This window comes from Nitratireductor sp. J20-h4 (assembly GCF_056780505.1).
Genome location: NZ_CM165557.1, coordinates 3,035,859 through 3,059,191 on the forward strand (window position 1 = coordinate 3,035,859; position 23,333 = coordinate 3,059,191).

General features: G+C 67.1%; 23 protein-coding genes. 9 read left to right on the forward strand and 14 right to left on the reverse strand.

Going from position 1 to position 23,333, the window contains the following annotated elements:
* Positions 1-28: 28 nt before the first annotated feature.
* Complete coding sequence (locus tag ACT2B0_RS14715; RefSeq protein WP_473458713.1) at positions 29-1,639, reverse strand: acyl-CoA carboxylase subunit beta; 1,611 nt, start codon at positions 1,637-1,639, stop codon at positions 29-31.
* A complete protein-coding gene (locus ACT2B0_RS14720) occupies positions 1,639-2,514 on the reverse strand; it encodes an SDR family oxidoreductase (protein WP_473458715.1) in 876 nt (291 codons plus the stop codon). Before ACT2B0_RS14720 ends, ACT2B0_RS14715 begins: the two co-directional genes overlap by 1 nt.
* Positions 2,515-2,656: 142 nt before the next feature.
* Here ACT2B0_RS14720 and ACT2B0_RS14725 point away from each other — a divergent pair, with 142 nt between their 5' ends.
* Entirely contained in the window at positions 2,657-2,938 is a 282-nt protein-coding gene (locus tag ACT2B0_RS14725; protein WP_473458717.1) for an SCP2 sterol-binding domain-containing protein, read from the forward strand.
* Positions 2,939-3,041: 103 nt separating this feature from the next.
* On the opposite strand, the gene ACT2B0_RS14730 is transcribed toward ACT2B0_RS14725, so the two are convergent.
* Positions 3,042-3,659, reverse strand: coding sequence for a GNAT family N-acetyltransferase (locus ACT2B0_RS14730; protein ID WP_473458719.1), 618 nt, complete (start codon positions 3,657-3,659; stop codon positions 3,042-3,044).
* Positions 3,660-3,753: 94 nt separating this feature from the next.
* Positions 3,754-4,887: an ornithine/lysine decarboxylase gene (gene odc2 / locus ACT2B0_RS14735; RefSeq protein ID WP_473458721.1), complete on the reverse strand. Its 1,134-nt coding sequence runs from the start codon at positions 4,885-4,887 to the stop codon at positions 3,754-3,756.
* A 547-nt stretch (positions 4,888-5,434) separates the two neighbouring features.
* On the opposite strand from odc2, the gene ACT2B0_RS14740 reads away from it, so the two are divergent.
* The 4 genes from ACT2B0_RS14740 (at position 5,435) to ACT2B0_RS14755 (ending at position 9,346) form a co-directional block, all read left to right on the forward strand.
* Positions 5,435-6,640 carry an amidase gene (locus ACT2B0_RS14740; protein WP_473458723.1) on the forward strand — a complete coding sequence of 402 codons (1,206 nt, stop codon included), beginning with the start codon at positions 5,435-5,437 and terminating at the stop codon, positions 6,638-6,640.
* A 3-nt stretch (positions 6,641-6,643) separates the two neighbouring features.
* On the forward strand, positions 6,644-7,543 hold the full coding sequence (locus tag ACT2B0_RS14745) for a LysR family transcriptional regulator (protein ID WP_473458725.1): 900 nt from the start codon (positions 6,644-6,646) through the stop codon (positions 7,541-7,543).
* 88 nt (positions 7,544-7,631) lie between these two features.
* Positions 7,632-8,285 carry a DUF1007 family protein gene (locus ACT2B0_RS14750; protein WP_473458727.1) on the forward strand — a complete coding sequence of 218 codons (654 nt, stop codon included), beginning with the start codon at positions 7,632-7,634 and terminating at the stop codon, positions 8,283-8,285.
* A gap of 8 nt (positions 8,286-8,293) precedes the next feature.
* Positions 8,294-9,346: a nickel/cobalt transporter gene (locus tag ACT2B0_RS14755; RefSeq protein ID WP_473458729.1), complete on the forward strand. Its 1,053-nt coding sequence runs from the start codon at positions 8,294-8,296 to the stop codon at positions 9,344-9,346.
* Positions 9,347-9,352: 6 nt separating this feature from the next.
* Here ACT2B0_RS14755 and denD read toward each other — a convergent pair whose 3' ends face one another.
* The 5 genes from denD to ACT2B0_RS14780 are packed head-to-tail and all read right to left on the reverse strand — an operon-like array spanning position 9,353 to position 12,926.
* Positions 9,353-10,324 carry a D-erythronate dehydrogenase gene (gene denD / locus ACT2B0_RS14760; RefSeq protein WP_473466013.1) on the reverse strand — a complete coding sequence of 324 codons (972 nt, stop codon included), beginning with the start codon at positions 10,322-10,324 and terminating at the stop codon, positions 9,353-9,355.
* Between the two features lie 2 nt (positions 10,325-10,326).
* Positions 10,327-10,527: a hypothetical protein gene (locus ACT2B0_RS14765; RefSeq protein WP_473458731.1), complete on the reverse strand. Its 201-nt coding sequence runs from the start codon at positions 10,525-10,527 to the stop codon at positions 10,327-10,329.
* Positions 10,527-11,285 (reverse strand): SDR family oxidoreductase, encoded by a 759-nt coding sequence (locus tag ACT2B0_RS14770; RefSeq protein ID WP_473458733.1) that lies wholly within the window; start codon positions 11,283-11,285, stop codon positions 10,527-10,529. The genes ACT2B0_RS14765 and ACT2B0_RS14770 overlap by 1 nt, the downstream gene beginning before the upstream one ends.
* A gap of 12 nt (positions 11,286-11,297) precedes the next feature.
* On the reverse strand, positions 11,298-12,230 hold the full coding sequence (locus ACT2B0_RS14775; protein ID WP_473458735.1) for a cation diffusion facilitator family transporter: 933 nt from the start codon (positions 12,228-12,230) through the stop codon (positions 11,298-11,300).
* A 9-nt stretch (positions 12,231-12,239) separates the two neighbouring features.
* Positions 12,240-12,926 carry a GNAT family N-acetyltransferase gene (locus tag ACT2B0_RS14780; RefSeq protein WP_473458737.1) on the reverse strand — a complete coding sequence of 229 codons (687 nt, stop codon included), beginning with the start codon at positions 12,924-12,926 and terminating at the stop codon, positions 12,240-12,242.
* Positions 12,927-13,009: 83 nt separating this feature from the next.
* Here ACT2B0_RS14780 and ACT2B0_RS14785 point away from each other — a divergent pair, with 83 nt between their 5' ends.
* Together ACT2B0_RS14785 and ACT2B0_RS14790 are read left to right on the forward strand one after the other, a co-directional pair.
* Positions 13,010-14,179: a pyridoxal phosphate-dependent aminotransferase gene (locus ACT2B0_RS14785; RefSeq protein ID WP_473458739.1), complete on the forward strand. Its 1,170-nt coding sequence runs from the start codon at positions 13,010-13,012 to the stop codon at positions 14,177-14,179.
* Between the two features lie 65 nt (positions 14,180-14,244).
* On the forward strand, positions 14,245-14,619 hold the full coding sequence (locus tag ACT2B0_RS14790) for a YciI family protein (protein WP_473458741.1): 375 nt from the start codon (positions 14,245-14,247) through the stop codon (positions 14,617-14,619).
* Between the two features lie 19 nt (positions 14,620-14,638).
* Here ACT2B0_RS14790 and ACT2B0_RS14795 read toward each other — a convergent pair whose 3' ends face one another.
* The 4 genes from ACT2B0_RS14795 to trhO all read right to left on the reverse strand — a co-directional run bounded on the left by ACT2B0_RS14795 (position 14,639) and on the right by trhO (position 19,337).
* Positions 14,639-16,417 carry an SLC13 family permease gene (locus tag ACT2B0_RS14795; protein ID WP_473458743.1) on the reverse strand — a complete coding sequence of 593 codons (1,779 nt, stop codon included), beginning with the start codon at positions 16,415-16,417 and terminating at the stop codon, positions 14,639-14,641.
* A 158-nt stretch (positions 16,418-16,575) separates the two neighbouring features.
* The gene (locus tag ACT2B0_RS14800; protein ID WP_473458745.1) at positions 16,576-17,331 is read right to left on the reverse strand and encodes an SDR family oxidoreductase; all 756 of its coding nucleotides are present in this window, start codon (positions 17,329-17,331) and stop codon (positions 16,576-16,578) included.
* Positions 17,332-17,562: 231 nt separating this feature from the next.
* Entirely contained in the window at positions 17,563-18,318 is a 756-nt protein-coding gene (locus ACT2B0_RS14805) for a tellurite resistance TerB family protein (protein ID WP_473458747.1), read from the reverse strand.
* 71 nt (positions 18,319-18,389) lie between these two features.
* The gene (gene trhO / locus ACT2B0_RS14810; protein WP_473458749.1) at positions 18,390-19,337 is read right to left on the reverse strand and encodes an oxygen-dependent tRNA uridine(34) hydroxylase TrhO; all 948 of its coding nucleotides are present in this window, start codon (positions 19,335-19,337) and stop codon (positions 18,390-18,392) included.
* A gap of 176 nt (positions 19,338-19,513) precedes the next feature.
* Between trhO and ACT2B0_RS14815 the strand changes: the two genes are divergently transcribed.
* Positions 19,514-20,422, forward strand: coding sequence for an N-acetylmuramidase domain-containing protein (locus ACT2B0_RS14815; RefSeq protein WP_473458751.1), 909 nt, complete (start codon positions 19,514-19,516; stop codon positions 20,420-20,422).
* An 84-nt stretch (positions 20,423-20,506) separates the two neighbouring features.
* The gene (locus ACT2B0_RS14820) at positions 20,507-21,148 is read left to right on the forward strand and encodes a 2-dehydro-3-deoxy-phosphogluconate aldolase (protein ID WP_473458753.1); all 642 of its coding nucleotides are present in this window, start codon (positions 20,507-20,509) and stop codon (positions 21,146-21,148) included.
* A 209-nt stretch (positions 21,149-21,357) separates the two neighbouring features.
* Here the strand turns inward: ACT2B0_RS14820 and mepK are convergent, their stop codons facing one another.
* Positions 21,358-23,145 (reverse strand): peptidoglycan L,D-endopeptidase MepK, encoded by a 1,788-nt coding sequence (mepK, locus tag ACT2B0_RS14825; protein WP_473458754.1) that lies wholly within the window; start codon positions 23,143-23,145, stop codon positions 21,358-21,360.
* Positions 23,146-23,333: the final 188 nt, after the last annotated feature.

Below are 23,333 nucleotides of genomic sequence, written 5' to 3' on the forward strand. Positions count from 1 at the left end.
TGTCATTCCTTCCTGTGTGCCTGGACGCTCATCCCCGTGCCACGCCGAACGCGTTGGGCCTAAGATCACGCCCAGCGCCTTCCGCAGCGATCTGCAGGCAAAGGCCCAGCACGCGCCGCGTGTCGCGCGGGTCGATGATGCCGTCGTCCCACAGCCTGGCGGTGGCGAAGAGAGCCGTCGACTGCGCCTCGACGCCGGCGCGTATGCCGGCGCTCATCTTCGCAAGCTGCGCCTCGTCGGGCTCCGCGCCGGAAGCCGCCGCCTTGCCGCGACTGACGATCTCCATCACCTTGGCCGCCTGCGCGCCGCCCATCACCGCGGTGCGCGCCGAGGGCCACGAAAAGATGAAACGCGGCGAGAACCCCCGCCCGCACATGCCGTAATTGCCCGCGCCATAGGAGCCGCCGAGAATGAAGGTGAATTTCGCCACCCGCGCATTGGCGACCGCCTGGATCATTTTCGAGCCGTGCTTGATCGCGCCGTCGCGCTCGGCCCGCGAGCCGACCATGTAGCCGGTGGTGTTCTGCAAAAAGACCAGCGGCGTGCCGGCCTGGTCGCAGAGCTGGATGAACTGCGCCGCCTTGAGCGAGCCGGTCGGCATGATCGGGCCGTTATTGGCGAGAATGCCGACGCGATGTCCCTCGACACTGGCATGGCCGCAGATCGTGTCGGGCGAATGGGCCTGCTTGAATTCCAGAAAGTCCGACCCGTCGACGATGCGCGCGATCACCTCCTTCATGTCGAAGGGCGCCTTGTCGTCGGCCGGCACGATGCCCATCAGTTGCTCGGCGTCGTAAAGCGGCGGCGCGGCCGGCCGCGCGGGCGCGACGGCGTCCCAGCCGATGGTCTTCATGATCTCGCGGCCATAGGCGATCGCCTGAACGTCGTCCTCGGCGACATATTCGCCGAGCCCGGTGACCCTGCCGTGCAGGTCGGCGCCGCCCAGCGCCTCGTCGTCCGCCTCCTCGCCGATCGCCGCCTTGACCAGCGGCGGGCCGGCCAGAAAAATCTTCGAGCGCCCGCGCACCAGAACGACATAGTCCGACAGTCCCGGCAGATAGGCGCCGCCCGCCGTCGAGGATCCGTGCACGATGGCGATCTGCGGAATGCCGGCGGCCGACAGCCGGGCCTGGTTGGCGAAGGAGCGTCCGCCTTCCACGAACATCTCGGCCTGATAAAGCAGGTTGGCGCCGCCGCTTTCGACCAGATAGATCAGCGGCAGCCGGTTTTCGAAAGCGATCTCGTGCAGGCGCAGCGCCTTCTTCAGCCCGATCGGCGGGACCGTGCCGCCCTTGATGCCGGAATCGGAGGCCGAGACGATGCAGCGCCGGCCGGCAACCACGCCGATGCCGGCAATGCTGCCGCCACCCATGATGGTCTTGCCGCCATCGTCGTCGTGCATCTTGTAGCCGGCGAGCGTACACAACTCGATGAATGGCTGGCCGCGATCGAGCAGCCGCTCGACGCGCTCGCGCGGCAGGATCTGACCCCGCGCCTCGAACCGCGCCCGGCGCGCCGCCGAATTGTCGCGCACGCGCTGCTCGAGCGCCCGCACCGCGTCAAGCTTGCCGGTCATCGCCTCGGCATTGGCCGCAAAATCCTGCGAGCGGACATCGAGGGCGGACGACAGCGTCGGCATCAGCCCGCATCCTCCCCGGCAAGGGCCGCGGGCGTCACGGCGCGGTGAAACCCGTCGAAAGCGGCGATCCGGCTCATTGCCTTCACCGGGTAAAGCGGGCTGCCGAGCGGCGCGCCGCCGTCTATCGGCACGGTGACGCCGGTGACGAAGGACGCCGCCTGCGACAGCAGGAAACACACCACCGACGACACTTCGGCCTCGACCCCGATGCGCCCGATCGGCACGTGATCCTTCAGATGCGGGATCAGCGCCCTGGTCATGCCGTCATAGGTGTCCATGCCCGACGAGGCGATCCAGCCCGGCGCGACGGCGTTGACCCGCACGCCGTGCTGGCCCCACTCATAGGCCGCGGTCTTGGTCAGGTTGACCATGCCGGCCCGCGCCGCGCCCGAATGCCCCATGCCCGGCATGCCGCGCCACATATCGGCCGCCATGTTGACGATCGCGCCGCCATGCTTGCGCATCGACTGGCAAAACGCCTCGCGCATCACCAGGAAACCGCCGGTCAGATTGTTGGCGACCACCGCCTCGAAACCACGCTTGGAGATCGCCTCCAGCGGCGCGGGAAACTGCCCGCCGGCATTGTTGACCAGCCCGTGAAGCCGGCCGTGGCGTTCCACGACTCCGGCCAGTGCCTGTTTCACCGCCTCTTCGTCGCGAATGTCGAAGGCCCGCGCCTCGGCGCTGCCGCCATCGTCTGCGATTTCGGCGACAACCGCCTCGAGCTTGTCGGGCTTGCGGCCGGTGATGACGACGTGGGCGCCGAGTGCAGCCAGTTCATGCGCGATGCAACGGCCGATGCCCGAGCCGCCGCCGGTGACAAGATGGACCGCGCCGGCAAAGCAGTCGTCCCGCAAAATGCTTCGATAGCCCATCGCGCGCCTCCTCCGCGACGACGACGCTAATCAACGTTGACGTAAACGTCAATCGACTGCTATCACCGGCCGGCCTGCCGCCTCGCCGGCGGGAGAAAACGATATCGCCACAAAGGCGCGCGCCGCCACGAGGAGAAAGCCCATGAGCCTTGATTCGATCGCAGCAAAAATCGGCGAGCGCCTCGCTGATTCCGGATTCGACAAATCGGTGAAGTTCGACCTCGGCGATGCCGGCGCCATCATGATCGACGGCACCAGCGTCTCGACCGGCGGAGGCGACGCGGACTGCACGATTTCCATGTCCAAGGACGATTTCGAGGCGCTGGTCGCCGGCGAACTCAACCCGACGGCCGCCTTCATGCAGGGCAAGATGAAGGTCGACGGCGACATGTCGGCGGCCATGGCCTTGAGCCAGGTGCTCTGATCCGAAAACCTGCCTTGCCACGACCATCGCCCGGCGCTTAGCGCCGGGCTTTTTGCTGGCTGCGTCCCGTCGAGCGGCCGGATGCGAAGTCGCGGGACGCGGGCTAGGCCGCCATCCTGCGCGCGCGGCTCCGCGGGCTTCTTTTTCCGCACGCACCCAGCACGCCGCTGGCGCCGTCGAGCACACCCGGCCGCAGTTCCAGCGCCAGAAGCCGATGTTTTTCGTAAGGGCCGGGCATGGCGAGCGCGTCGGTCTTGTCGGCGCTGAAGCCGAAACGCCGGTAATAGTCCGGATCGCCGACGAGCAGGATCGCGCCGTGACCGAGGCGGCCGGCCTCGCCGATCGCGTGGCGCATCAGCGCCGCGCCAATGCCCGCGCCCTTGAGCGACGGTTCGACCGCAAGCGGGCCGAGAAGCAGCAAGCCGGAAGGTGACGGCGACAGCGCCGCCGTCACGTTCCACAGCCGCACCGTCCCGACCAGCCGGCCCGCGCCGTCGCGCGCCGCAAACGCCAGCCCGGCGGCCGGCAGACGGCCGCGGCGCAGTTTTTCAGACGATTTGCGTGTGCGGCCGGGGCCCATCGCCCGGTCGAGCAGCGCCTCGCGCGCAAGCGCGTCGGCGTCGGTCTCAAGCGTGATCGTGGCGGCGCCTGCCCCCGTGCCCGGCGCAGCGGGCAAAGGCGGCACGAGCGCCGTTTCCGGAAAAAAATCGAACTGGTCCATCTCCAGATCCTTCCCAAGCGGAGACATGTGTCCACGAGCGGGCCGGGGCGGGCAAAACGCCAGCCGCCGGATGATCTGACGGTCTTGCGAACCGTCAGATCACGTAGGATCGCAGCGGTTCGAAGCCGTTGAAGGCCACCGACGCATAGGTGGTGGTGTAGGCGCCGGTGCCCTCGATCAGCACCTCGTCGCCGATCGTCAGCGACAAGGGCAGCGGATAGGGCGTCTTCTCGTACATCACGTCGGCCGAATCGCAGGTCGGGCCGGCGAGCACGCAGGGCGCGGCCTGGTCGCCGTCGCGCGGCGTGATGATCGGGTAGCGGATCGCCTCGTCCATCGTCTCGGCCAGGCCGCCGAACTTGCCAATGTCGAGATAGACCCAGCGCAGATTGTCGTTGTCGGCCTTTTTCGAGATCAAGACGACCTCCGACTTGATGACGCCGGCATTGCCGACCATGCCGCGGCCGGGCTCGATGATGGTTTCGGGCAGCCGGTTGCCGAAATGGCGCGACAACGCCTCGAAGATCGCCTGGCCATAGGCCTGCGCCGCCGGCACGTCCTTCAGGTAGCGGGTCGGGAAACCGCCGCCCATATTGACCATCTTCAAGACGATGCCCTCGTCGGCAAGCGTCGCGAACACCGCCTTGGCGTCGCCCAGCGCCTTGTCCCAGGCCGACAGGTCGGTCTGCTGCGAGCCGACATGGAACGACACGCCGTAAGCCTCGAGCCCGCGTGCCGCCGCGTGGCGAAGCACGTCGACCGCCATCGCAGGCACGCAGCCGAACTTGCGGCTGAGCGGCCACTCGGCGCCCTCGCCGTCGGTCAGGACCCGGCAGAAAACCCGGCTTCCCGGCGCGGCGCGGGCGATCTTGTCGACCTCTTCCACGCAGTCGACGGCGAAAAGCCTGATGCCGAGATCGAAGGCGCGCGCGATGTCGCGCTCCTTTTTGATGGTGTTGCCGTAGCTGATGCGCTCGGCCGTGGCGCCGGCATCCAGAGCCATTTCGATCTCGGCGACGCTGGCCGTGTCGAAGCTGGAGCCCAGGGCGGCCAGCAGCCGCAGGATCTCCGGCGCCGGATTGGCCTTGACCGCGTAGAAGATGCGGCTTTCCGGCAGCGCCTTCTCGAAGGCGCGGTAATTGTCGCGCACGACATCGAGGTCGACGATCAGGCAGGGGCCGTCGGGACGGCGGGTGGTGAGGAAATCGAGGATGCGCTGCGTTGCCATCGGGTCTCTCCAACAGGCGGTTCGACCCGCCAGGCTCAAGGGTCGCGGGCATCGGCGCACACGGCGTCCGGCCCCGCGGTGGACAAAGGGCGTAAAAATGCGTTGCTGAACCCGGACGGTGGAAATGACCGGAGCTCGAAACGCGTTTCACGCGGCGATGAGCCTCCGCCTGTGGGGCGACTGCTCGCTTTGTCTGCCTCAGCTTTGGATTGGGAGACCCGTTCCGCACTGCCGGCAATGAAGGTGTGCCTCTTCAGTAACCCCGGTTTATGGACAACCGGCAGACACCAGAAAGGCCCGCACCGTCGTTGCTTCAAGATGTCCTCGATCTGCGGTTGGGCCGCGAGACCGACTGGAGTGGTTAGGTCCAGGTACCGTACCGGCTTCCTCGCCATTTCGAGGACCGGCGGACACCCACAGGCACGTGCGACTTTGGGCAGGCGCGATATAGGCGCGACGTCCGTCACAATCAATCAAAAATCGATGCGGACTTGCATTTTTTCGCCCGTCGAACATTCTTGCACGAACCGTAAACTGATTGCGAACGATGACCCGGACACTTCCCCCCCACAACGCCCTGCTCGACTATCCCGCTCCCGATCTCGGCGAGGCCGCTTCCGGCCCGCTTTCGGGCCTGACGCTGGCCGTCAAGGATATTTTCGATGTCGCCGGCATGAAGACCGGCTGCGGCAACCCCGACCGCGAGGCCGAGGCCGGGATCGCCGAACGCACGGCGCCGGCTGTTGCGCGTCTTTTGAAGGCCGGCGCCCGCTTCCTCGGCAAGACCCAGACCGACGAACTCGCCTTTTCGCTGATGGGCCAGAACGCGCATTTCGCCCATCCGGTGAACCCGGCAGCGCCCGAGCGCGTGACCGGCGGGTCCTCCTCGGGATCGGCCGCCGCCGTCGCCGCCGGCCTGGCCGACATCGCCACCGGTTCGGATACCGGCGGCTCGATCCGCGCGCCGGCGAGCTTTTGCGGCCTGGTCGGCCTGCGCACCACCCATGGCGCGATCTCGCTCGACGGCGCAATGCCGCTGGCGCCGTCCTTCGACACGTTCGGCTGGTTCGCCAGGGACATCGACACCTACGCCAGGGTCGGCGAGCTGCTGCTCGGCGACGGGACCGACCCGTCCAGGAACGGGCCGGCTCTGCGGCCGGTGCGCCTGGCCGCGCTTGACGATCTCGTTTTGGGACCGGCGGAGGCCGATGAGTACCGGCGCATGGCGGCGGTCGTCGCCGCAGTGCTGGGCGAGGCGGAAGAAGCACCCGCCTTGCCGTTCACGATCGACGATCTCTACTGGGCGTTTCGCAAATTGCAGGCCTACGAGGCCTGGGCCGCGCACGGCCAATGGCTGTCGGCGAAAGACCGCCATCTCGGCCCGGGCGTGCGCGAGCGCTTCGATTTCGGCCGCGAGATCGGCCCCGACGCGGCTGCAGCCGAGACCGGCCTCCGCGACGCCCTGCGCGGGGAACTGGCCGCCCTGCTCGGCGAAAACGGCGTGCTGGTGCTGCCGACCGTGCCCGGCGCGGCGCCGCGGACGGATGCGCCCTTCGAGGCGTTGCAGGCCTATCGCGAGCGCGCGCTCGGCCTGTTGTGCCTGTCCGGCCTCAGCGGGTTTCCGCAAATCACCCTGCCGCTCGGCCAGGTCGACGGCGCGCCGTTCGGAATTTCCCTGCTCGGGCCTGCCGGCGGCGACCTGACGCTGATCGGACTTGCGCGAACGATCCTCGCCCGGACCCGGAAAGGCTGAGCCATGGACACGCTTACCCGCATGCGCGCCTTCATCGCCGTGGTCGAGGCGGAAGGGTTTTCCGCCGCCGCGCGCAAGATCGGCCGTTCCAAGGCGCTTTTGTCGAAATATGTCCGCGAACTGGAGGACGATCTCGGCGCGCTGCTGCTCAACCGCACGACGCGCCAGTTCTCGCTGACGGAAGCCGGCCATACCTATTTTCGCCGCGCTTCCGAGATCATCCGCGAGATCGACAGCCTGGCCGATTCGGTGCGCGAATCCTCCGGCGACGTGAAAGGCCGCATCAAGCTGTCGGCGCCGCGCACCTTTGCCGACGCGCCGATCGGCCAGTCGCTGATCGACTTCGCCGCCGCCCATCCGGATATCGTGCTCGACATCAATCTCGACGACCGCTTCGTCGATCTGGTCGAGGAGGGCTTCGATCTCGCCATCCGCATCGCCCGGCTTGAAAATTCCTCGCTGATCGCGCGCCGCCTCGCCCCGTTCTCGGTCAAGGTCTGCGCCGCTCCGGCGCTTATCGAAAGACGCGGTGCGCCACGGCGTCCGCAGGACCTCGCCGACCTGCCCTGCATCATCGACACCAATGGGCGCTGGCTTTCCAACTGGCCGTTCATCGGCGACGACGGCGAAACGGTCACCGTGCCGGTTTCGGGGCCCATCGAGGTCAACAGCCCGCTTGCCGCGCGCGCGGCGGCCCTGGCCGGGCTCGGTTTCGCCATCCTGCCCGATTTCATCGCCGCCCCGGAGATCGAGGCCGGACGGCTGACGACGCTGTTTGACGACCGCATGCCGACGGATGCCGGCATTTTCGCCGTCTATCCGCACCGCCGCTACCTGCCGGCCAAGGTCCGTGTTTTCGTCGACTTCCTCGTGCAATGGTTCAGGGACGAGCGCGCGCCATGACACGGGACGGTCCCAATTTCGCCCGTTTTGTGGTCATGCTGCGGCGAGATTCCATCCCCCATCCGGCAGGTAGTTGATGCGGCCGACCATGCGACGTTCGATCTCCACCGCACTCGTGGCCGCAACCGTCTGCACCGCGGGGCCGGCCGCCGCCCATCCGCACGTATTCGCCGAGGCCCGGCTCGACGTCGTTGTCGACGCCGACAGGTCCGTCACCGCGCTGCGGCATCTGTGGCGCTTCGACGATTTGTTTTCCAGCACCGTGCTGGTGGAGTTCGACAAGAACGGCGATCTGAAACTGAGCCCGGACGAACTCGAGGAAGTCTCGAGCGTGGTCTACGATTCGATCGGTGAGTTCGACTATTTCCAGATCGTGTCGGCCAACGGCAAGCCGGTCGCCATGCAGGCGCCGGACCGGCTGATGGTCAATTTCGAGGACAATCAGCTCATCATCCTGTTCGAATCCCAGCCCAAGGAGAGGCTGGAACTCGACGGTACGGTGGATTTCGGTGTCTATGACCCGACCTTCTACACCGCGATCGACTTCGTCGAGGACGCCTATATGGCGGTCGAAGGCCTGCCTTCGGGCTGCGGGCGCCAGGTGGTGCGGCCCGATCCGGACGAGGCGATCGCCCAGAACCAGTCCTCCCTGACCGAGGCCTTCTTCAACGATCCGACCGGCAACGACATGGGCAAGCTGTTCGCGACCCGGCTCGAAATTTCCTGCCCCGCACAGGGTTGAGGCCGATTATGACAAAAGCACGCATGATTGCCGCTTTGGCCGCCGGAACCCTGCTGGCGGCGGTTGCGGCCGGCAATGCCCAGAGTTCGCTCGGCATCGGCACCAACGAGGCGATGCTGCCGCAAACCGGTTTCTTTGGCGGCTTTGTCAATTGGGTCAACACGCAGCAGCAGGCCTTCTACCGCGCGCTCACCGGCGCATTGAAGGCGATGCGCGAGGATAGCGGCAAGCTGTGGCTGCTCGTCGGGCTTTCCTTTGCCTACGGTGTCTTTCACGCCGCGGGACCGGGCCATGGCAAGGCGGTGATCTCGTCTTACATGCTGGCCAACGAGGTGGCGCTCAAACGCGGCGTGATGCTCTCCTTCGTCTCGGCCTTCCTCCAGGCGCTGAGCGCCATCGTCCTGATCGGCGCGGTGTTTTTGTTCCTGCGCGGCACCGCGGTGTCGATGACCGGCGCCACCTGGTTCCTGGAAGTGGCCAGCTATGCGCTGATTACGGCGTTCGGCGCCTGGCTCCTGTGGCAGAAAGCCGGTCCACGTCTGCGCGCGCGGCTTGTCGGCGGCCCGGCGCAAAATCTGTCGGCGGCGATCGCGACCGACAACGACCATCATCATCATCACGGCGATCACGCCCATCACCACGGCGACGGGCACGACCAAAATCATGACCACGCCCCCGGTGCGGTCTGCGCCAGTTGCGGCCACGCCCACGCGCCGGACCCGAGGCTTGTTTCCGGCGACCGCTTCACCTGGCGCGCCGCCTGGTCGGCGGTGGCCGCCGTCGGCCTGCGGCCCTGCTCGGGCGCGCTGATCGTTCTGACCTTTTCCTTCCTCAACGGCCTCTGGCTCGGCGGCATCGTCTCGGTACTCGCCATGGCGCTCGGCACCGCGATCACTGTCTCGGCGCTCGCAACGCTCGCGGTCGTTGCCAAGAACTGGGCTGTGGCGCTTGCCGGCGACGGCCGTCTGGGCAATCGTATCCACGCCGCGATCGAGATCGGCGGCGCCGCTTTCGTTTTCCTGATCGGCCTTACGCTTCTGACCGCGAGCCTGCAGGCGTAGAGCCGATCAGATCGCCCCGTCGAGCTCGTCCTCGATATGCGCCCGGACGATCTCGTCGAAACTCTCCTCGGCCTCGAACCCGAGCGCGCGCGCCCGTTCGGCCGTAAACCGCGTCGGCCAGTTGCGCACGATCGCCCACACCGCATCGTCGCGCTGCTCGCGGATCAGCGCGACCGCCCTTGTCCCGGCGATGCGCCCGAGCGCGTCGATCTGCTCGCCGACGGTGCAGGCGACGCCCGGCATGGTCACGTTGCGCCGTGGCCCGACCGCGTCGCCGGCAAGCCCGGCGGCGTGCAGCAGGAAGCCCACCGCCGCGCGCGGGCTGGCATGGGTGTGCAACACGGAGCGCGGCACCGGCAGCACCATCTGCCGGCCGGCCAGCGGTTCGCGGATGATCGACGAAAAGAATGAGGACGCCGCCTTGTTCGGCTTGCCCGGCCTGACGCAGATGGTCGGCAGGCGAAGCCCGATCCCGTCGAGAAAGCCGCGGCGCGAATAGTCGGCAAGCAGCGCCTCGCCGATCAGTTTCTGGGTACCGTAGGAGGTCAGCGGCGTGGGGTGGAAATCGTCGGGGATCGTGTCGGGAAACGGCGCCCCGAAAACCGCGATCGAGGAGGAAAACACCACCCGCGGCCCATGGCCGGCAAGGCGGATCGCCTCGAACAGGGCGCGCGTGCCGTCGAGGTTGACCCGGTAACCCTTGTCGAAATCGGCTTCGGCCTCGGCCGAAACGACACCGGCGAGATGAAACACCACATCCGGTTTCGCCGCGACCAGCCTGTCGGCCTCGCCGGGCGCGGCAAGGTCGCCGACATGGATCGACACCGCCGTCCCGGCAATCGCGGGCGCGTCGGCGCCAACGATATCGTGCAGGTCGAGCGCGGCGAGCCGCCTGCCGTTCAGCCCCCCGTCGCGCGCGAGCCGGGCAACCAGCTTGCGCCCGATCATTCCGGCCGCGCCCGTCACCAGGACCCGCATGCTCATTTGCGTCGCTGCGCGCGGCCGCGCAGCCAGAACACCCCAAAAAACGCCACCACGAAGGCAACCGCGATGGCACCGGCGGCGAGTGGCGAACTCTCGCCCACGGCGAGCATGATCGTGGGCATGTAGAAGGCGACCAGGCCGAAGCCGACCAGGATGATCGCGGCGGCGATCGCCGCGTTGCGGGTCCGGGCGTCCATCACAGCGTCCACCCGCCGTCGATCGGGATCGCCGTGCCGGTGGTGAAGGCGGATTCGTCGGAAGCCAGATAAAGCGCCAGCGCGGCGATTTCGGCGGCTTCGCCGACCCGGCCCATCGGCTGGCGCGACACGAACATCTCCATCGCCTTGTCGGTCCCCCCGACCGACTGGCCGAGTTCGTCCACCCGCGCCTCCCAGGACGGGGAACGCACGGTGCCCGGGCAGATCGCGTTGCAGCGTATGCCCTTGCGGATGAAGTCAACCGCGACCGACTTGGTCAGGCCGATCACCGCCGCCTTGGTCGCGCCATAGGCGTAGCGGTTCGGCGCGCCCTTCAGCGACGAGGCGCCGGACGATAGATTGATGATCGAGGCCGAGGTCCCGGTCCCCTCGGCGCGCCGCAGCATGCCAGGCAGGAAAGCCGCGATCGTGCGGTGCATGGATTTGACGTTGAGATCGAAGGAAAAGTCCCAGTCCTTCTCCGAGCAGTCGAGCACGGTGCCGTGATGCACGAAACCGGCGACATTGACCAGAATGTCGATATCGCCGATTTTTTCGGCATATTTCTCCACCGCCCGCGTCGAGCGGACGTCGAGCCTGGCCCGTTTCACGCGCCGCAGATCGTCCAGCTTGTCACGCGCCAGATCGGAGGCGTAGACCGTCGCGCCCTCGGCCACGAATGCTTCGGCGATCGCGCGCCCGATCCCCTGCCCTGCCGCGGTAACGACCGCGATCTTGCCCTTCAGCCTGCCGGCCATGTTCACCTCTCTTCAATGCGAATGGTTGTTGTGATGGTCCCGCGCATCGGCGCAATCGCCATATTCGGGTTCGACGGTGGCGTGGCCGATGCCATGCACGTCCGAAAGCCGCGCCTTGATGCGCGCGATCGCCTCGCCGGCGATCATGCCGCCTTCCAGGCTGGCATGCAGGGTCGCCATGGTGCGGCGGCCGTCCATCGACCAGACATGCATGTGGTGGATGTCGCGCACGCCCGCGACATGGGTTTCCAGATCGCGCGCGACGGCGTCGCGGTCGAGGTTCGACGGCGCGCCTTCAAGCAGCACATGACCCGAATCGCGGATCAGCGCCCAGGCGCTGCGGAACAGCAGCACCGCCACCAGCACCGACAGGATCGGGTCGATCGGATACCAGCCCGTGGCCAGAATGATGAGCGCCGCCGCGATCGCGGCGACGGAGCCGAGAAGGTCGCCCAGCACGTGCAGAATGGCGCCGCGCATGTTGAGATCGTCGCGCGATCCGCCATGCAGGACGAAAAAGGCGACGATATTGACGAGGAGGCCGGCAAGGCCGACGACAAGCATCGGACCGCCCAGCACCGGCGACGGCATGGAAAACCGTTCCCACGCCTCGTAGACGATCCACAACGCAATCACGAACACCGTCAGGCCGTTGGTGTAGGCAACCAGCGTCTTGATGCGGTCGTAGCCGTAGGTCAGGCGCTCGTTGGCGCGGCGTTCGGCGAGATGGAAGGCATACCAGCCGAGCGACAGCGCGACCGTATCGGTCAGCATGTGGCCCGCATCGGCCAGCAGCGCCAGCGACCCGGTCAAAAGTCCGCCGGCCGCCTCCACGATCATGAAACCGCCGGTCAGGAGCGCGGCGATCAGCATGCGCGTCTTGTTGCCGGAGCCATGGTCGTGCCCGTGATCGTGACTGTGATCGTGGCTGTGGTCGTGCCCCATGACCGAAGACTACTCCTTGATCGCGTCGCGGCATGCCTCGAGCCGGCGCCGCTGTCGTCCTTCACCGTCGAAATTGGCCGGGTCGAGCCACGCCTCGAAGGCCCGTTTCAGCGCCGGCCATTCCGAGTCGATCATCGCATACCATGCCGTATCGCGGTTTTCGCCCTTCACGACCATATGTTGGCGGAAAACCCCCTCAAACGAAAACCCGAACCGTTCCGCCGCACGCTTGGAGGGCGCGTTGCGATCGTTGCATTTCCATTCGAAGCGCCGATAGCCGAGCGCGTCGAACGCATGGGCGGCAAACAGATAAAGCGCCTCGGTGGCGGCCGGCGTGCGCGCGATCGCCGGCCCCCAATAGATATTGCCGATCTCGATCACCCCGTTCGCCGCATCGATGCGCATCAGCGTCTGGCGTCCGCACACCGCCCCGCTGCGGCGGTCGATGACGGCGAAGAACAGCGGGTCCGCGCTCGCCGCCGCCTTGTCGAGCCAGGGCTGGAAGTCGGCCCTGCTTGCCGGCGGAAACTCGGGCAGCCACCGGAACCGCTCCGGCGCATCGGCAACGGTCGAGGCCGCATAGAGCCCGTCGCCGTGGCGTGCCGGGTCGAGCGGTTCGAGCCGCACGAACCGTCCTTCCACGGCCGTGTGCTGCGGCCGCGGCCGCCCGGTCCAGTTCGCAAGCTCCCCACCCACCTTGATGCTCCTGCCGTTTGACTTTTGCCGCCGGAGGCTCACAAAAGTCGCGCAGAACGGAAAGGACCACAAGGACACGCCGCATGCTCCACACGATTCCGGCCTTCGACCGCATCGGCGAGGAAAACGCCTTCGCCGTGCTCGCGCGGGCGACCAGGCTTGCCGAACAGGGGCGCGACATCATCAATCTGGGCATCGGCCAGCCCGATTTCAGCACGCCCGCCCACATCGTCGAGGCCGCCGTCAAGGCGCTGCGCGACGGCCATCACGGTTACACCCCCGCCAACGGCCTGATCGCCACCCGCGAGGCCGTGGTGCGCCGCACGCTGGCCACCACCGGCGTCGAGGTCTCGCCTGAGTCTGTAATGATCATGCCGGGCGGCAAGCCGACCATGTTCGCGGCGATCCTGATGTTCGGCGAACCGGGTGCGGAAATCCTCTATCCCGATCCCGGTTTTCCGATCTACCGTTCGATGATCGAGTTCACCGGCGCCACGCCCGTCCCCGTGCCGATGCGCGAGGAAAACGGCTTCGCCTTCTCCGCCGAGGAAACGCTGGCGCTGATCACGCCGCGAACCAGGCTTTTGGTGCTGAACTCGCCCGCCAATCCGACCGGCGGCGTCACGCCGCGCGCCGAGATCGAAAAACTGGTCGCCGGCCTTGCCGCGTTTCCCGATGTCGCCCTGCTGTCGGACGAGATCTACGACGTGATGACCTATGACGGCGAGCGGCACTCTTCGCTGCTCGGCTTTGCCGAAATCCGCGACCGGCTGATCGTGCTCAACGGCTGGTCCAAGACCTGGGCCATGACCGGCTGGCGCATGGGCTGGTCGATCTGGCCGGAGCGGCTCTACGACAAGGTGCGCAAGCTCGCCGTCAATTGCTGGTCCTGCGTCAACGCTCCCAGCCAATATGCCGGCATCGCGGCGATTGACGGGCCGCAGGACGAGGTCGAGACCATGCTGCGCGCCTTCGATCGCCGCCGCCGGGTGATCGTGGAAGGGCTGAACGGCCTGCCCGGCATCTCCTGTGTGACGCCGAAGGGCGCCTTTTATGCCTATCCGAACGTGCGCGACACCCGCTGGCCGGCCAAGAAACTGGCGGCCGCGCTTCTCGACGAGGCCGGCGTGGCGACGATCGGCGGACCGGATTTCGGGGTGCTCGGCGAAGGGTATCTGCGCCTCTCCTACGCCAATTCGGAAGAAAACATCCTGCGCGCGATCGAGCGTATGGAGGCCTTTTTGAGCCGCTGATCCGCAGTGTCTGGATCATCATCGCCATCACCGCCGGCCCGCGCGCGGGGCAATCGGGAGGAAACATGCTCTACGCCATACTCGCCTATCACGAAGAACAGGCCGTTTCCGCGCTGTCGCCCGACGAGGACGCAGCGCTGATGGCGGGCCTGATGAGGGTTCACGACAAGATCGACCGGCAAAACCGGCTCGGTCCGGCGGCCCGGCTCGACGGGACCGGCACCGCCGTCACCCTGCGCGGGCCCGGCGAACCGATGGTGATCGACGGTCCCTTTGCCGAGACCAAGGAGCAGTTGCTCGGCTTCTACGTGCTGGAATGCGACACGCTGGATGCTGCGGTTGCGGCCGCCCGCGACCTACAGCGCGTCAACACGTCGGCCGTCTACGAAATCCGGCCGATCACGCTCTACCTGCCCGGCGCGGCCGTGCAAGGCGGCTGAAGGCGGCCCGGAGCAAGGCTCACAGATCGTAAAGATACCAGATCGCCAGGCAGGTGGTGGCGGCGATCGACAGGTTCATCGGCACGCCGATCTTCAGGAAGTCGGAAAAGCGGTAATTGCCGGCGCCATAGACCAGCGTGTTGGTCTGGTAGCCGATCGGGGTTGCGAAACTGGCGCTGGCGCCGATCATCACCGCGATCAGGAAGGGACGCGCGTCGACGCCGAGCTGGGCGGCGAGCCCGATCGCGATCGGCGCCATCAGCACCGCCACGGCGTTGTTGCTGACCAGTTCGGTGAAGATCGAGGTCAGAATGTAGATCGCGGCCAGCGTCACCAGCGGCGGCGAGGCTTCCAGCAGCGGCGTCAGCACCGAGACGATCAGCATCACCGCGCCGGATTTCTCCAACCCGGCCCCGACGATCAGCATGGAAAAGATCAGCACCAGGATCGACCCGTCGATCGATCCCCACGCCTCGTCGCTGTCGATGCAGCGCAGCACCAGGATCGCCGCGACGGCGAGCATCGCCAGGATGGAGATGTCCATGAACTGAAGGGCGGCAAGCAGCACCACGGCGCCTAGCGCCAGCACGGCGACGGGCGCCTTGCCGCGGCGATAGGGACGGCCGCTCGGCCGCGTCACCGACACCAGCGCCGCGTCCTCGGTCAGCGCGTCGAAATTGGCCGGCGGGCCTTCCAGAAGCAGCTTGTCGGCCGGCCGCAGCATGACGCTTTCCAGATCGGAACCGGGAATGTGGCGATGCCGGTGCGCGCCGAGCACACGCACGCCGTAGCGCCGGCCGAGCGACAGGTCGGCAATGCGGCCGCCGGCCGTCCCGCGATGCGGCGCCACCACCGCCTCCACCGCGACCCGTTCGCCGGTGCGCTCCTGCCCGCGGCGCATGCCCACGCGCAGGTCGGCCTGCTCGTTCAGCGTCAGGATCTCGGCCGCGGTCGCCGCCACGATCAGCGAATCGCCGCGTTTCATGATCCGGTCCTGAATATTTTCGCGCATGATGTCATTGCCGCTGCGCAGGCCCAGTATGCGCAGGCCGGAGCGTTTGAAATCAGCCAGTTGCCCGATCTTCTGCTGGGTGTAGCGGCCTTCGGCCCGCACCGTGACCTCGGACAGGAATTCGGTCTGTCCGGCCGGCGAGGTTTCGCCGCCGGTGCGCCGGTCGGGCAAGAGAAAGCGGCCAAGCGTAAGCATGACCACCGTACCGGTCAGGGCCGCCACCAGGCCGACCGGGGTCATCTCGAAGATCGAGAACGGCGCCAGCCCGGCCTCGCGCGCCACGCCGTCGACGAGAATGTTGGTCGAGGTGCCGATCAGCGTGCAGGTGCCGCCGAGGATCGCGGCATAGGAGACGGGGATCAAGAGACGGGTCGCGGCGACATCGAGCGAGCGGGCGAGCCGGAACACGATCGGGATCAGGATCAGCACCACCGGAGTGTTGTTCATGAAGGCCGACGCTGTGACCGCGCCGAACAACAGCACCCCGATCGCGGTCGCCGGACGGCGTGCTGCCTGGCCGATCACCCTGTCGGCGACCATTTCCAGAACGCCGGTGCGCACCAGCGCCCCCGAGAGCACGAACATGGCCGCGATCGTCAGCGGCGCCGCGTTGGAAAACACCTTTGTCGCTTCATCGGCCGGCGTCAGCCCGAGCAGCAGAAACACCGCCGCGCCGGCGACCGCCGTGACCTCCGGCGGATAGCGCTCGATGATGAAAAACACCAAAAGCACAGCCAGAACCGCAAGCGCGACATAGCCTTGATAGCCGTCGATGAACGCTGCCATGGTCTAAAGTCTGTCCTTGCTCTCACTCTATGGCCCCGTCCCGGGGTGGGCGCGCCGCCTTAGGTCGCCATCGGCGCACCCGGCCTATCGAAGCGCGCAATACCGGCCGTGTCCAAGCAATTCCGTTGAAGTTGACCCGGCCTGCGGAACGGTTTTTCTCAACCGCGGCCGACGAAGGGCATCTTCGTCGCCATGACGGTCATGAACAGCACATTGGCGTTAAGCGGCAGATTGGCCATGTGCAGCACCGAACGGGCGACATTGTCGACATCCATCACCGCCTCGGGCGCGATCCGGCCGTCGGCCTGCGGCACACCGTCGGCCATCGGCGCGGCCATGTCGGTCAGCGCGTTGCCGATATCGATCTGCCCGCAGGCGATGTCGAAGGGCCGCCCGTCGAGCGCCAGCGTCCGCGTCAGGCCGGTGATGGCATGCTTGGTGGCCGTATAGGGCGCCGAGCCCGGTCGGGGCGCATGCGCGGAGATCGAGCCGTTGTTGATAATGCGCCCGCCCATCGGCGCCTGGCGACGCATCTGCCTGAAAGCCGCCCGCGCGCACAAAAAGGCACCGGTCAGATTGACGTCGACGACCGCCTTCCACACCTCGACCGGCGTTTCGTCGATCGTCTGGCTCTTGGAAAACATGCCGGCATTGTTGAACAGGAGATCGACCCGCCCGAACCGGGCCGCGACCTGCTCAAACAGATCGTCCACCGCCGCGGGATCGGTCACGTCGGCGTGAAATGCCAGCGCCTGGCCTTGTGTCTGTCCGGTTGCGGCGATCGCTTCCTCGAGCAGCGCCTTGCGCCGCCCGACATAGATCGTATGCCAGCCCGCGCGCGCCAGAGCGGCGGCGGCGGCCTTGCCGATCCCGGTTCCCGCTCCGGTGACGATCGCGACCTTGCCTGCATCCATATGCTTTCCTCCGATCCGATGCACTTGGCAGAGGATGGCGGAATGCGCAAGCTGTCTGGGAATAAGGAAGGGCGGCCATTCGCGGCCGCCCGATCTGGACCATGCTTGGGAGGAGGAAAGCTGATCCGACTGGACCGAGCATGCGCTCAACTGGTTAACGAAACGTTAACGCGCACCCGCCGCGCGGCGCCGTCATCAAGCTCCGCACGGCGAAAAGCCGGCGCGGGCAGGCTACCAGGGCGATCTGCCGGACGGCGCATCGCCCGGCGCGGGCTGCGCGGCAACCGGCTCCTTGGCCGAGGCGACCGTCGCCTCGATGTGGTCGACCAGCGCGTCGGGCAGCTTCAACCGCCCGGCCAGCATGTCGAGATAACCGCGCTCGGCCCGGGTATGCGGCTCGATCGCCAGCCGCGACGCGGTGTAGAGTTCCACCCGCTGCGCCTCGGTGCGGGCCTCGGCGACCAGCGCATCGAGGTCGACCGGCCGTTCCAGCTCCGAAACCAGGAACGATTCGGCTTCCGCGCCGATGCCCGACAGCGTGAGCCGGTCGGCGATCCTGCCGCGCTCCTCGTCGTTGATATGGCCGTCGGCACGGGCGGCCGCGATCATCGCGCGCACCAGGGTGAGCGCGAATTCCGTCTCGCCCTGCGGGGCGGTTTCGGGCCGGAATTCGCTGTCGGACGGGGGTGGCAGAAGCTCGGGCTCGGCCGCGGCCGGATCGGAACCCGGCGCGTCGCCGGCGCGATAATTCTGATAGGCCTTGTAGGCCAGACCGGCAACGGCGGCGAGGCCGCCGACCTTCAGCGCCGCGCCGGTGACCGCGCGGCCGGTTCCCGTGCCAAGCAGTACGGCGACCAGCGCGCCGGTCGCAAGCGGGTTGTCCTTGGCCAGTTGCGTCGCCTGGCCCGCCTTGTCGCGGAGCGTTGAATCCGTGCCCGGGACTTTCGAACCGAGCAGATCGTCGAGCAGCTTCTTGGGATCGAACATAAAACCTCCGCGATTAGGCGTTCGGGCATGCTTTAGCTAGGACCGCGGTCGCGACATTGCAATGACGCGCGTCAATCATCCCGGTTCGCCCGCTGCCCCAAATGCGGACCGTGGCCGCGGCGCGCAGCAAGGTCGACCTGGCGTTGGCGTTCGGCATAACGGGCGCGATCGGCGGCCGAGCGCTTGTCGGCACAATGCGGGCACGACACGCCTTCGACGAATTGCGGCGATCCCCTGTCCTGCCCGGTCAGAGGGTGGCGGCAGGCCCGACATAGCGAGGCGTCGCCTTGCGCGAGCCCGTGTCCGACCGAAACCCGCTCGTCGAAGACGAAACACTCGCCACGCCAGCGGCTTGCCTCGGCCGGAACCTCTTCCAGATATTTCAAGATCCCGCCCTTGAGGTGGAAGACCTCCTCGATCCCGATCGATTTCATGTAGGCGGTCGCTTTTTCGCAGCGGATGCCCCCGGTGCAGAACATCGCCACCTTGCGGCCACGAAACGCCTCGCGGTGCGCTTCGGCCCAGGCCGGAAAATCGCGAAAGCGGCGCGTCCCCGGATCGAGCGCGCCTGCGAAGGTGCCCAGCGACACCTCGTACTCGTTGCGGGTGTCGACCACCACGGTCTCGGGATCGTCGATCAGCCGGTTCCAATCCTCCGCCTCGACATAGGTTCCCGCTTCCGCCACCGGATCGACCGCCTCGACGCCCATGCTGACGATCTCGCGTTTCAACCGGACTTTCATGCGCAGGAACGGCATCGTGGCGGCGCGGCTGAACTTGAGCTCGAGATCGCCGAGCCCCGCCTCGCGCTGCAGATAGGCAATCAGCGTATCGATCCCGGCATCCGGGCCGGCGACGGTGCCGTTAATGCCCTCCGGGGCAAGGATCAGCGTGCCCATGACGCCATGGCGATCGCAGAAAGCGGCCAATGGCTGGCGCAGCGTCTCGGGCCGCGCCAGTCGGCAAAACCGATAGAGCGCGGCGATCTTGACAGGGTCCGGAACCGTGGGCGAATTCATGATGGATGTCGCCTATCCGCTTGGCGGCGAAAGCGCAAGCGGCGCGAAAAGGCCGCGTGGTTTCAGCCTCTTCACCAAAAGCACGCCGTCGGGAACCGGCCTCAACGACACCGCTTTCGATCCACCTGCGCGCCCCTGCCCGCATCATCGCGGGATTGGTTGCGGAGGTTCAAAAAATGTTCAGCCCGGAAATCATCCAGTCGATCACCGCCGCGGCGGCACGCCATGCGCTCGCACCGGCGGTCCTGCTCGCCATCGCCGACGTCGAAAGCGCCGGCAAGCCCTTCGCGACGGTCGCCGGCCGGCGCGAACCGGTAATCCGCTTCGAAGGCCACTATTTCGATCGGCGCCTGCGGGGCGCGCAACGCGCCCGGGCCCGCGCCGCGGGCCTCGCCTCGCCCGAGCCCGGCCGCGTCGCCAACCCGCGCACCCAGGCCGCCCGCTGGGCGCTGCTGGAACGGGCCTGTGCCATCGACCGCAAGGCCGCGTTGGAATCGGTGTCCTGGGGCATCGGTCAGGTCATGGGTGCGCACTGGGCCTGGCTCGGTTACGCCAGCGTTGAAGCGATGGTCGAGGAGGCCCGCTCCGGCGTCGCAGGTCAGGTCGCGATCATGCTGCGTTATATCGAAAAAGCAGGTTTGACGGCCGCGCTCAGGCGCCGCGACTGGGCCGCCTTCGCCAAGGGGTATAACGGGCCCGGCTATCGCAAATATGGCTATGACCGCAAGATCGCCCGCGCCGTCGCCAGATACGAAGCGGTGGGCACCGCCCCGGCAGCGCCGGCCTCCGCTATCAACGCCGGTGCCGCCACGGTGCCGGTCACACGCGGCGCGACCGGCGCGCGTGTGCGCAGCCTGCAGGCACGCCTGACGGCTGCGGGTCACGCCGTCGACCAGGACGGCGTGTTCGGGCCCGCGACCGAGCGGGCGCTGCGTGCCTTCCAGCACCGCAACGGCCTGCGGGAGGACGGCATCGCCGGGCCGAAGACATGGCGGGTCCTGACCGACGGTCCGCGCGCGGTAACAAAGGGCACGGTCTGGCAACGGTTGCTCGCGGCTCTGTCGCGTGCGCTGCCGCACTGGTGAATTCGGGCGCGGCCGGCTTCTGATTGCGCCAGCGATCGGCTATACCCGCCTCCCGAACGGTTCACGAAAGGCGCCGCCGCGACCATGCCCCAGAAATCCGACAAGCTTCTGCCCATCCTCACCGGCCAGCCGGTGATCCCCGTCCTGAAGATCGATCGCGCGGCCGACGCCGCGCCGCTGGCGCGGGCCCTGGCAAAGGGCGGCCTGCCGGCGATCGAGATCACCTTGCGCACCCGCGAGGCGATCGACGCGATCCGCATCGCCGCCGCCGAGGTGCCCGAGGCGGTGATCGGCGCCGGCACGATCCTCAACGCGCGCCAGTTCGACCAGGCCGTGCGCGCCGGCGCCCGTTTCATCGTCAGCCCCGGCACGACCCAGGAGCTTCTCGACGCCGCGCGCTCGACCGACGTGCCGTTGCTGCCGGGAGCGACGACGCCCAGCGAGATCATGGCCGCGGCCGAGGAAGGCTATTCGATCCTGAAATTCTTTCCCGCCGAGCAATCGGGCGGCATCGCCTTCCTGAAAGCCCTTTCGGCGCCGCTTGCCGGCACCCGTTTTTGCCCGACCGGGGGTGTGACGCCCGCCAACGCGCCGGCCTATCTGTCCCTGCCGAACGTGATCTGCGTCGGTGGCTCGTGGATCGTGCCCGACACGCTCCTGCAAGCGGGAGACTGGGACGGCATCGAGGCACTGGCCCGTGAGGCGGCGGCACTGTCGAAAGCCTGAGACGAATCGAACCGGTGCGGCACTCCGGTTCGCACGCAAAGCCGTCTGGAACCGTTTGACCTTGGTCTTTCGCGATCTGGACGGCACCGCGAGCGGCCCACACATCGTCGAGCGCACCATGCGCAAGCGAAACATCCGGCAGTCGAAGGATTTCTGCCTACAACGGCCAGCTCGGGAAAGCGGTCCGGGTAGAACGCCTGACGGCGACGCTACTCGGTTTCGAAGCGCGCCACCGACAGGAAAGTCACCGCGTTGCCGGAAAAACGTGCCGGATCGGGTTCGGCGGGCGCGGTTTCGAAACCGCTCGTATAGACCTGCGTCGGTGCGATGCGGATCGCGTTGTGCGCCAGAGACGGCGTCTTGGCGCTGGCGATCGAACGCGTTGCCCGGCCAGCGGTTTCCAGCGCCCAGCGCGCCTTGATCTCCTCGATCGGCAGCGTCACCGACCGCCGGTCGCCCTTGGCGTCCGAGGGGCCGGGCTTGGCGCCCTTTTCGGTGGTTTTCACGCGCGTGTCGATGACTGCCTCGGCATCGCGATAACCGGCGCTGGCCAGAAGCAGGGCGCGCTGCGTGTGCTTGGGCGCGGCGAGCCGGCCGCTTTTCGCAGGGACGGGGCCGGTAGCGCCGGTAATTTCCGCACGCAGCCGGTCTTCTGGGCGCGGTTGCGGCAAGGCCGCGACGATTTCCTTGATCGAACCGTCTCCGGGCCGGAATTCGGGCACCGGGGCAAAGGCCGCGAGCACGATCTCGCGCTGCTCGGCATCCTTTTTCTTGTCGTCGGCCACCAGACGACGGGACGTTTCGATGATGCCGGCGATCGCCGATTTGCGGATTTCGGCAGCGGCGTGCGCATTGCCGGCCGGCTTTTCTCCGGCCGCCGCGAGCGCGATTGCTTCGCGAGCGCCCGGCCGCGTCGCCGGCAGCGGCACGCCATAGGCAAGCACGGTCTCTTCGCTCGTTTCGATTTCGCCGGCTGCGTCGGCCGCCGCAAGCGCGGGTTCTGCGACCACCTCCGCTTTCGGTCGCGGTGCGACAGCCGGCAGCGGTACGCTGCGCTCAGGCAAGGCGGCCAGGATCGTCTCGGGCGTTTCGACCGGAGGTGGCGCTTCAGCCTTGGGTGCCCTTGCGGGAGCCGAAGTCGCCGCCACGCCCGGCAAGTCGGCTTCTGGCGTGGGTTTCGGCGCTGCCCTGGCCACGGTTTGCCCGCGACGCATTGGCTCCTGCGAGATGGCGATGTTGTCTTCTTCTTCGTCAGCACCGCCGCCGAACAGGCTGGCCAGAAGGCCGCCGCCGGAAGACCTGGTACCGGAAGCCCCGGACCCCCTATCCCTGTCATCGCTACGTGCGACCTGGATGGTACCGCCGCCGCTCTTGCCAGACTTGTACGCGGCGAGCGCCTGATTGTAGCCGGGAAGCGGCTTGCCGTCGGTCGGCACATGCAGGGTCTTGCCGTTGGGAAAGACCGAAGCGAGTTCACGACGGCTCATGCGCGGCCAGTGCCGGACGCTGCCGGTGTCGAAATGGACGAAGGGAGACCCGGAGCGCGGATAATAACCGACCCCGCCGACGCCCTCCCGCAGGCCGGCATTGCGCAGCTTCTTCAGCGGCACGCCGGGAATATAGAAGTCCATCGCCTTGCCGAGCATATGCTGGCTTTTCTTGGCGACGCCGCGGCCGCGCTTGCGCAGCATGGAATTGGTGGACGGCGAGCGGTAGCCCGACACGACATGGATATAGTCGCGCGCGCCGACCTTCTGGTAGGCCTCCCAGACGACGTCGAGCAGGCGCGGGTCCATTTTTGTCGGCTCGTTGCGCCGCCAGTCGCGCAGGAAGCGGTTGATCTGCTTCAACCCCGAGGACAGATAGCGCCCGTTGCGCTTGTAGGTGATCTCGGCGCGTTCCTTGGTGTGGATGAAATAGAGCTTCAGCGTACGCGTTTCCGCGCGCGCCTCGGCCGCCGTCAGCATGACGCATGCCGCCAGCAGCAAAACCGCCATATGGACAGGACGGAAAAACGCGCTCGATCGCCATCCGCCGATGGAAGAAGCCTGGTCGTTCAAATCAAGAGGCCTTGTGGCTTTGAAGTGTCCCCGGAAGACCGGCAGACGCATTTCGATGCGTCCGACTATCATCCCTAATGGTTAATCGAGACTTATTGAAGATCAAATGCGGTAAGACGATGGCA

Coding starts and splice junctions, on each gene's coding strand:
- ACT2B0_RS14745 (WP_473458725.1), top strand. CDS start 6,644: ATGGACACGCTTACCCGCATGCGCGCCTTCATCGCCGTGGTCGAGGCG.
- ACT2B0_RS14715 (WP_473458713.1), bottom strand. CDS start 1,639: ATGCCGACGCTGTCGTCCGCCCTCGATGTCCGCTCGCAGGATTTTGCG.
- mepK (WP_473458754.1), bottom strand. CDS start 23,145: ATGGCGGTTTTGCTGCTGGCGGCATGCGTCATGCTGACGGCGGCCGAG.
- ACT2B0_RS14790 (WP_473458741.1), top strand. CDS start 14,245: ATGCTCTACGCCATACTCGCCTATCACGAAGAACAGGCCGTTTCCGCG.
- ACT2B0_RS14775 (WP_473458735.1), bottom strand. CDS start 12,230: ATGGGGCACGACCACAGCCACGATCACAGTCACGATCACGGGCACGAC.
- ACT2B0_RS14730 (WP_473458719.1), bottom strand. CDS start 3,659: ATGGACCAGTTCGATTTTTTTCCGGAAACGGCGCTCGTGCCGCCTTTG.
- denD (WP_473466013.1), bottom strand. CDS start 10,324: ATGCGGGTCCTGGTGACGGGCGCGGCCGGAATGATCGGGCGCAAGCTG.
- ACT2B0_RS14725 (WP_473458717.1), top strand. CDS start 2,657: ATGAGCCTTGATTCGATCGCAGCAAAAATCGGCGAGCGCCTCGCTGAT.
- trhO (WP_473458749.1), bottom strand. CDS start 19,337: ATGAATTCGCCCACGGTTCCGGACCCTGTCAAGATCGCCGCGCTCTAT.
- ACT2B0_RS14815 (WP_473458751.1), top strand. CDS start 19,514: ATGTTCAGCCCGGAAATCATCCAGTCGATCACCGCCGCGGCGGCACGC.
- ACT2B0_RS14740 (WP_473458723.1), top strand. CDS start 5,435: ATGACCCGGACACTTCCCCCCCACAACGCCCTGCTCGACTATCCCGCT.
- ACT2B0_RS14800 (WP_473458745.1), bottom strand. CDS start 17,331: ATGGATGCAGGCAAGGTCGCGATCGTCACCGGAGCGGGAACCGGGATC.
- ACT2B0_RS14750 (WP_473458727.1), top strand. CDS start 7,632: ATGCGACGTTCGATCTCCACCGCACTCGTGGCCGCAACCGTCTGCACC.
- ACT2B0_RS14820 (WP_473458753.1), top strand. CDS start 20,507: ATGCCCCAGAAATCCGACAAGCTTCTGCCCATCCTCACCGGCCAGCCG.
- ACT2B0_RS14720 (WP_473458715.1), bottom strand. CDS start 2,514: ATGGGCTATCGAAGCATTTTGCGGGACGACTGCTTTGCCGGCGCGGTC.
- ACT2B0_RS14770 (WP_473458733.1), bottom strand. CDS start 11,285: ATGGCCGGCAGGCTGAAGGGCAAGATCGCGGTCGTTACCGCGGCAGGG.
- ACT2B0_RS14755 (WP_473458729.1), top strand. CDS start 8,294: ATGACAAAAGCACGCATGATTGCCGCTTTGGCCGCCGGAACCCTGCTG.
- ACT2B0_RS14785 (WP_473458739.1), top strand. CDS start 13,010: ATGCTCCACACGATTCCGGCCTTCGACCGCATCGGCGAGGAAAACGCC.
- ACT2B0_RS14765 (WP_473458731.1), bottom strand. CDS start 10,527: ATGGACGCCCGGACCCGCAACGCGGCGATCGCCGCCGCGATCATCCTG.
- ACT2B0_RS14795 (WP_473458743.1), bottom strand. CDS start 16,417: ATGGCAGCGTTCATCGACGGCTATCAAGGCTATGTCGCGCTTGCGGTT.
- ACT2B0_RS14805 (WP_473458747.1), bottom strand. CDS start 18,318: ATGTTCGATCCCAAGAAGCTGCTCGACGATCTGCTCGGTTCGAAAGTC.
- odc2 (WP_473458721.1), bottom strand. CDS start 4,887: ATGGCAACGCAGCGCATCCTCGATTTCCTCACCACCCGCCGTCCCGAC.